Source organism: Oscillochloris sp. ZM17-4 (assembly GCF_019599295.1).
Lineage (GTDB): Bacteria > Chloroflexota > Chloroflexia > Chloroflexales > Chloroflexaceae > Oscillochloris.
Genome location: NZ_JAIEWN010000018.1, coordinates 36,520 through 43,758 on the forward strand (window position 1 = coordinate 36,520; position 7,239 = coordinate 43,758).

Below are 7,239 nucleotides of genomic sequence, written 5' to 3' on the forward strand. Positions count from 1 at the left end.
ATATATTTATGTCAAGCAAAGACCTGGGCACAGCAGCAGACTTCGAGATCGAGCTGGCCATCCCGGCCCACATGGGCCTCGGCTCAACGCCGATCATGGGCCTGAGCGTGGCCCGCGCCCTCGCCGCGCTCCACGGGCTGGCCGACGACGACGCCCGGGCCCTGGCGGCCGCGGCCGGGGTCGCGCCCGACGAGGGGCTGGCGACCCAGTCCTTCGGGGGCGGCGGCCTGCTGCTGGTGGACGAGTCCGGCGCGGCCCTGCGCCGCCGCATGATCCCGCACGACAGCGAGCCGGACGACTGGGTGTTTGTGCTGGCGCTGCCGCGCCCGCCGGCGGGCGCGCCGGACGACCTGGAGGCGACGGGGCGCGCGGCGCTCTGGCGAGCCGCCGAGGGGCTGGACGCCCGCGCCGAGGACCTGGTGGCCGGGCGGCTCTGGCCGGCCGCCGAGGCCGACGACATCGCCGGCTTCGGCGCGGCCCTGATGGAGCTGCGGGCGCTCTCGGGAGGCGATGAGGCCGACGCCGAGGCGCAGGCGACCCTGGCGATCATGCGCGCGGGCGGCGCCGTGGCATGGGGCCGCGCCCTCAGCGGGCTGGGCCTCTTCGGCCTGATCCGCGGGGCCGAGCCGAGCCGCCGCCTGCGCCGCGCCCTCGCCGATCACATGGGCCACGCCGGCGGCACGATCATGGCCACGATCTGCGAGACGGCCGGGGCGCGCCACCGCACCATGCCGTAGGGAAGGCCATGCTCTGCGTCCTAGACCGTATCAGGCATCAAGTCATTCCGCACCACCTGGGCCACCAATCGACCGTCGCGATCGTACAGACGCCCGGTCAGTGTCAGAGTGCCGATGAGTTGGCCGCGAGCGTTGTACAACTGGTGGCCGCCAGGCTGGATCGAGAAGCCCGTCGCTACCCCGGCTTCAGTGATCAGCTGGCCTTCTGGAAGAACAATAGCGTTTTGCAGCTCGGAGAGGAGATGTATCATTGCTGTTGCACCCTGTACAATGAATACAGAAGCGTCGCCCTACGTGCGTGAAGAAGACGAGGTACAAGGATGAGCGGATCGCCCGATCAGTTGCATTTCCCAACCCTGTTTGCGCTACACGCGGACGTTTCTCCGCAAGAGTATGTGCTCCGTCACGCCAGCCTCACCCTCGGCCGTGATAAGCAGTGTCAGATTGTCGTCTCCAGCCAGCTCATCTCACGGGTACACGCACGGATTACGGCGGATGGCCCGCGCTTCGTGCTCATTGATGCAGGCAGCGTCAACGGCACCTATGTGAATGGGCTGCGGCTGACTGAAGCACATGTGCTAGCGAATGACGACACTATTGGCCTGGGCAGCCGTGCTCCCACGCTGCGCTATGTTGATCCTGATCCGACCTTACCTTCGCATGAGGGCCTGCACTACAACGATACGACAATGGCCTTCTCGCTAGGAGCGCAGGTGCTTGAGCTCACCCCGCACCAATTCCGCTTGCTCATGCACCTCTACCAGTCTGCGGGGCAGGTCTGTTCCCGCGAGAGCTGCGCCCAGGTGCTCTGGGGCCGTGAGTACGAGCCGGGTCTGGATGCCGCCGCGCTCGATCAGGCGATCACCAGCCTGCGCGGCGCACTCCGCCGGGTTGACGCACACAACGCGATGATCCAGACCAGGCGCGGGGTGGGCTATCTGCTGGTTCTGTAGGCGGGCGCGGCCCATCCTGGGCGACAGGTTGGGCCACGCCCGTTACGCTATTAGCGCCGCAGCAGCGGCAGATAGACCGATGATGGCGCTGTGAGCTGGAAGGGCGGGTTGAAGGCGCGGGTGTCCACGGTGACTGCCGCGCTCAGCTCTGCGCTGGTCAGGCCCGCTGTAAAGCCTGGCGGCAGGCCGTCAGGCCCAGTCCGCACGACTGACACGGTCGGTTCGAGCCGTTCGAGCAGAGCGCCCCACTGTGAGACATCACAGGCGAATGCGAGCTGGCTACAGTCCAGGTAGTAGTTAAGCTGTCGCTCTGGGTAGGCGAGATCCGGTCGCTGCGAGTCGTAGCGGGTCGGGCGATAGTCGCGCTCGCCAAGCGGAAGGTAGATCGAGATGCCGTTGGCCCCGGCGAAGTCCCACTCGGCCTGATCATAGGTGCCGCTCCTGACCGTCCGCGCGATGATCAGCGGGGCGCTGCCGCCGACGCTGGCCGTCACAACGCCGCTGGCCGCCGCGCGGATATCGGCTGCTACGCTGGTGTCGGCGCTGAGCTTGCGGGCGAAGTCGACCAGGTCAACGTAGCCGTCGCGCGGATCGAGCGTGCCGCTATTGTCGTAGTCGAACTTCTGGGCCCGGCTGTAGGCGCGGTTGAGCGCCTGCACCAGCGGGTTATCGGCCGCGGCCGGGTTGGGCAGCGCGGCCAGCAGATGCTGGGCCAGGATATTGATCCGGTCGGCGAGGCTATTGCTCGCGCCGGCGCGCAGCTGGCGCAGGTCGAGCGCGCTGATCTCGATCGGCTCCTGACCGCCATTATTGTAGCGCTCGGTGATCCGGCGGGCGAGCATCTCCGGCGTGGTCGCGTTGCCCAGATCGCGCAGGTACTGGTCATAGGGCAGACGTGCGAAGAGCAGGTTCTGTCCGGCCACCAGGTAGTCAGCCACATCGCGCACCTGGTAGGCGCTCTCGACCATGCTCATCAGGCAGGCGTCGAAGAAGAGTACATCGACATGCAGGCCGGCCAGCGCCTCGCTGGTCTCGCGGGTCGAGAGCGTGCTGCCGCCGCTCTGCATATCCAGGCTCATGCCGCGCCAGCCGCCGGCCTGCACGCCGCCGAAGCCGCGCGGTTGGCCGGGCGGGTCGAGGTCGGGCGCCCAGCCGCCGCCGTGGTCGACCATGGCGAGGAAGCTGTGGGTGGGCTGCGGGTAGGCGGCTTTGGCCCAGCTGACGAAGTTATGCAGGGTGGTCGGGCTGCCGGTATCAAGCTCGCGCGCCCCGGGGCTGCCCGGCATGCCGCCGATCCACAGCGGCGAGGCGGCGGCCTGCTCGGTCACGTCGCGCAGGTCGCCCGAGTCGCGCACATAGATCCGCGAGTCGCCCTGGCTTGCCCCGTCGTAGAGCACCACGAGCTGCATCTGCGGGTTGGAGGGCATGGTGCGCAGGCGCAGCAGCAGCCGCAGCAGCGGGTCGCTCAGGCTGGCCGCGCCCTCGCGCCCGGGGTCGCGGTCGTCGCCGGCCAGGTAGAGCAGCACCAGCCAGTCGGGCTTGACCGGCGCCGGCGTGGCTGTGGCGGTCGGCCCCGGCGTTTGGGTCGCGCTCGGCGGCAGCGTCGGCCGGGGCGTAAAGGTTGGCCCCGGCGTCGGCCCAGTGCCGATCGGCCCGCTGCTGAAAGGCTGGTAGCTCACCAGGCCCAGGTTGCCGTCGTCGACGCCGTGGTAGACCCGGGCCTCGATCTCGGCCACGCTGGTGGTGTTCCAGTAGTTGTTGGTCGCGTCGATGTCGGCGGCGCTGCTCACATTGGCATTGTAGATGTCGTAGTTGCCGCCGCTGCCGGTGTTCCCATAGATGTCGTTGCCGCTGATCGTCGGCTTGCAGTTGCTACAAATATAGATTCCGCCGGTGGGGTCGTTGTCAGCGGTGTTGTTGATGATGATATTCCCACTGATTGTTGGTTTGGCGCTATACTGGATCGATATAGCGGCGCCATATTTGCTCTGTGTGTGGTTATTGCTGATCGTATTGCCGATCAGGTCTCTAGTTCCACTATAGGACAGCGAGACTCCGCCCCCCTCATCTTGGGAAGTGTTATTACTGATATTGTTGCTTCTTACTATAGTACCCCCATTGATGACATACACGCCTCCGCCAGCCCTACGAGCCACATTTCCTTGTATTATATTGCCTTCGAAAATATTAGGTTCGGTGTCTGACTTTCTAGTGTCATTAAAAATCCCTCCACCATAACTAGCAGTGTTGCTCGCTATTGTATTATTTTTAATATTTATTGAAGCTGTACTCCCAGTACTATGGGTGTAGATACCACCGCCATAAGTGGAATTATTCAAATTACTGATGACACTATTCCCCGTAAGCATAATTACGGAACTCACACCACCTAAGTCCAAAAGAAAACCGGCCCCATTCCCCGAGCTCATCGTATTGTTAGAAATCTGATTATTGCGCACCTCGCCCTGGTTATTGTTGCCCGAGCTTTTAATCGAAACGCCGCCCCCCGTGTTATTGCTCACCGTGCTGTTGGTGATCCGGTAGCTGAAGTTCGTCCGGCTGACATTGAAGATATTGATCCCGCGGGCGGCGTTGTCGCGCACAGTGATATTGTCGATGTAGGGCGCGCTATTCTCGGCGCGCAGCGCGCCATTGTCGGCGATGCTGGTGCCGCCGGCCTTCTCGATGATCGCGTACTGCAGGATGCTGCCGCCGGTATATGCGCCCTGGGCGTCGAAGCTGCCGGGCACGCTGGTCGGGCTGAAGTAGAGATAGCCCCAATTGCTGCTACCCGACGCGGTGAACAGGATCGGCTTGGCCGCAGTGCCACGGGCCACCAGTCCGCCGCGCACCGTCATGGCCAGGTTGGCCCCGAAGCGCAGCGCCGTCGCCGGCTCGACCGTCAGCGTCACCCCCTCGTTGACGATCAGGCTGCCGGTGATGTTGTAGATGTCACAGCCCTCGGCCGCCGGGCCGAGCGTGCGGTCGGCGGCGATGATGCCGAAGATGTCGCACTGCTGGGCGCGGGCCAGCGGTGCATGTGTAAGCAGCTGGGCCAGCGCGGCGCCGGCGAGCAGCAGGCACACGATCCCGAGTGCCAGGCGCTGGCGGTTCGAGCGAGTGATCGGCGTGAGCAGGTTCTTGTGCGACTGCATAATCCCCTCCTTGTAGGCATATCCGGTGCGGGCTGCGGCCGGGGAGGGTAGCGCCTCCCCGACAGCATTTCTGCTCCCTCAGCGAACTATCAGCGGCAGATAGACGAAGCTTGTCGGGTTGAGCTGGGCGGGCGTGTTGAAGGGGCGCGTGTCGTAGGTTACGTCGGCCGCCAGGTTACTTCCCGCCTGGCCGTCCGGCCCGGTGCGGATGATCGTGACCGTCGGCGTGAGCCGCTCCAGCAGATCCCCCCAATGTGGAGCGTCGCAGGCGAAGGCCATCTGGGCGCAGTCTGTGTAGTAGGGCAGCTGGGGTTCGGAAACAGCCCGCTCGGGATGCGTCGGGTCGTAGCGGGTTGGCCGGTGATCCTGCTCGCCGAGCGGCAGGTAGATCGAGATCCCGTGGGCCTGGGCGAAGTTCCAGTATGCGCCCAGGTAGATGCCGCTTTTGCCGCGCTGCTTCAGGACAACCCGGTCGTCGCCCGCGACCGCCGCATCGGCGACCGCCGTGGCCGCAGCCCGGATGTCGGCGCTCAGGCTGGTGTCGGCGCTGAGCTGCTTGACGAAGTCGACCAGGTCGACGTAGCCCTCGCGCTCATCGATCGTGTTGCTGCTGTCGTAGTCGAACTTCTGGGCCTTGCTGTAGGCGCTCTTGATCGCCTGAACCACCGGGTGGTCGGCCGGTGCCGGGTCGGGCAGCGCATTCAGCAGCAGCTGCGAGAGCGTATCGATCCTGGCGGCCAGATCGCCCGGAGCGTCGGTGCGCAGCTGGCGCAGGTCGAGCGCGCTGATCGTGATCGGCTCGCGCTCGCCCTGGTTGTAGAGATCGACAATCCGCTCGGCCAGCGTGGCGGGGCTAGTCTCGTTGGTCAGGTCGCGCAGGTAGCGCTCATAGGGCAGCTTGGCGAAGAGCAGGTTCTGCCCAGACACATAGTAGTCGGCGATGTCGCGCACCTGATAGGCGCTCTCGATCATGCCCATCAGACAGGCGTCGAAGAAAAGCACATCGATATGCATCCCATCGAGCGCCGCGCTGGTCTCGCGGGTGGCGAGCAGTGTAGACATCTTGCTCGCCGGCGTAGCTGATCTGGCCGGTCGAGCGCAGGTCGAGGGCCATGTAGTAGAGCGTGTAGGCACCGGTTGTCCGGCCCACCGGCTCAACATACAGGTTATAGGTGCCGTTCTCGACCAGCAGGCCGCCGGTGCGTGCGTTCAGCCCATCGCCGCTGTCATCGTCCCAATACTGAATACCGCTGGGGCTGACCACGGTGAGCTGCGGGTCGAGGCTACCATCAACCTCGGTCCAGGCGACGAACATCTGGCCGGCACGGCCCTGAACTCGGTAGACATCGTAGCTCTCGCCGCGCGAGATCTGGCCACGGAAGACGCTGATCCCGCTCTGGGCGTGGGCGGAGGGCGCGAAGCCGACAATAGACAGACCGAAGATGGCGATCAGGGCGAGCTGGAGCAGGCGTTTCACAGTGGGATTCCTTTCGCTAAGGCTGTTAGCCTGGTCGAAGATCGTCTGCCTGTCGGGTGTGAGTAGCAGACCATTCGCCTGAGCCCAGCATAGCGATATGCGCCTCCGGCTTACAGCGACGCCACCACACGGCTTCCTTCCGCGCCGCTCAGGTTGCGGCCCCCCGCTTGATCGCATCCAACACGAGTTCCATCTGCGCCTGCACATGCAGGATCTCATTCGTCCGGGCGAGCTCGAGGCTGGCCTGGGCGTAGCCGTGGGCCGCAGGCAGATCGCTGCCGGCATAGGCTAGCCGGGCCCGGGCCGACAGGATGAGCGCCTGGTCGTAGGGGTCGCCCACCTGCTCCTCAGCTGCCCAGGACTCGGTAAGCGCGTGATCTGCCTTCATGAGCTGGCCCTGAGCCAGCAGCGCCTCGCCGATCACGCGCAGGGCGCAGGCCTCGAGCGGGCGGCGGCCGGCTTGTCGCGACAGCAGCAGGGCATCTTGCCCGTGCCCGTGGGCGGCGGCGGCATCGCCCTCGGCCAGGTCGATATCGCCGATCAGGTAGCGGCAGAACGCCTGCCCGCCGGGGTCTCCCAGCTCGCAGTAGATCTGGTTGGCCGCGCCAAGCTGGGCCCGGGCCGGGGCGAAGTCGCGCTGCTCGAAATGCAACTGGCCAAGGTTCGTGAGCGCGCCCGCCGCCTGCTCGAGCAGCTGGTGGCGCTCAGCAAGCGCCTGCCACTCCGCGAATGAGCGGCGGGCCGCATCCACGTCGCCGCGGGCCAGCGAGATCTGACCGAGCACCCCGCTGGTGCGGATCATACCGGCGATGTCGCCCACCTCCTCTTTGAGCTGGCGACTCTCGCGGTAGTAGGCCTCTGCCCGCTCGTACTGGCCCAGCGTGGCGTAGGCGTGGCCCATGTTGTGCAGCACCAGG

General features: G+C 65.5%; 7 protein-coding genes. 2 read left to right on the forward strand and 5 right to left on the reverse strand.

Annotated features, from left to right (window positions below):
• Positions 1-737 (forward strand): hypothetical protein (locus tag K2Z83_RS14575; RefSeq protein ID WP_220595920.1); only part of this gene is annotated, 737 nt, incomplete at its 5' end.
• A gap of 20 nt (positions 738-757) precedes the next feature.
• Here the strand turns inward: K2Z83_RS14575 and K2Z83_RS14580 are convergent.
• The gene (locus K2Z83_RS14580; RefSeq protein ID WP_220595921.1) at positions 758-988 is read right to left on the reverse strand and encodes a hypothetical protein; all 231 of its coding nucleotides are present in this window, start codon (positions 986-988) and stop codon (positions 758-760) included.
• A 69-nt stretch (positions 989-1,057) separates the two neighbouring features.
• Here K2Z83_RS14580 and K2Z83_RS14585 point away from each other — a divergent pair, with 69 nt between their 5' ends.
• Entirely contained in the window at positions 1,058-1,690 is a 633-nt protein-coding gene (locus K2Z83_RS14585; protein ID WP_220595922.1) for an FHA domain-containing protein, read from the forward strand.
• A gap of 50 nt (positions 1,691-1,740) precedes the next feature.
• Here the strand turns inward: K2Z83_RS14585 and K2Z83_RS14590 are convergent, their stop codons facing one another.
• The 4 genes from K2Z83_RS14590 to K2Z83_RS14600 all read right to left on the reverse strand — a co-directional run.
• A complete protein-coding gene (locus tag K2Z83_RS14590; protein WP_220595923.1) occupies positions 1,741-4,845 on the reverse strand; it encodes a clostripain-related cysteine peptidase in 3,105 nt (1,034 codons plus the stop codon).
• A gap of 78 nt (positions 4,846-4,923) precedes the next feature.
• Positions 4,924-5,847, reverse strand: coding sequence for a clostripain-related cysteine peptidase (locus K2Z83_RS14595; RefSeq protein ID WP_370650187.1), 924 nt, complete (start codon positions 5,845-5,847; stop codon positions 4,924-4,926).
• Positions 5,732-6,322: a hypothetical protein gene (locus K2Z83_RS29975; RefSeq protein ID WP_370650180.1), complete on the reverse strand. Its 591-nt coding sequence runs from the start codon at positions 6,320-6,322 to the stop codon at positions 5,732-5,734. Before K2Z83_RS29975 ends, K2Z83_RS14595 begins: the two co-directional genes overlap by 116 nt.
• A gap of 148 nt (positions 6,323-6,470) precedes the next feature.
• Positions 6,471-7,239: tetratricopeptide repeat protein (locus K2Z83_RS14600; RefSeq protein WP_220595925.1), on the reverse strand; the 769-nt coding region annotated here is incomplete at its 5' end.

Excerpts from the sequence above, each read along its gene's own strand:
- K2Z83_RS14585 (WP_220595922.1), top strand. The coding sequence starts at position 1,058 with ATGAGCGGATCGCCCGATCAGTTGCATTTCCCAACCCTGTTTGCGCTA.
- K2Z83_RS14590 (WP_220595923.1), bottom strand. The coding sequence starts at position 4,845 with ATGCAGTCGCACAAGAACCTGCTCACGCCGATCACTCGCTCGAACCGC.
- K2Z83_RS14580 (WP_220595921.1), bottom strand. The coding sequence starts at position 988 with ATGATACATCTCCTCTCCGAGCTGCAAAACGCTATTGTTCTTCCAGAA.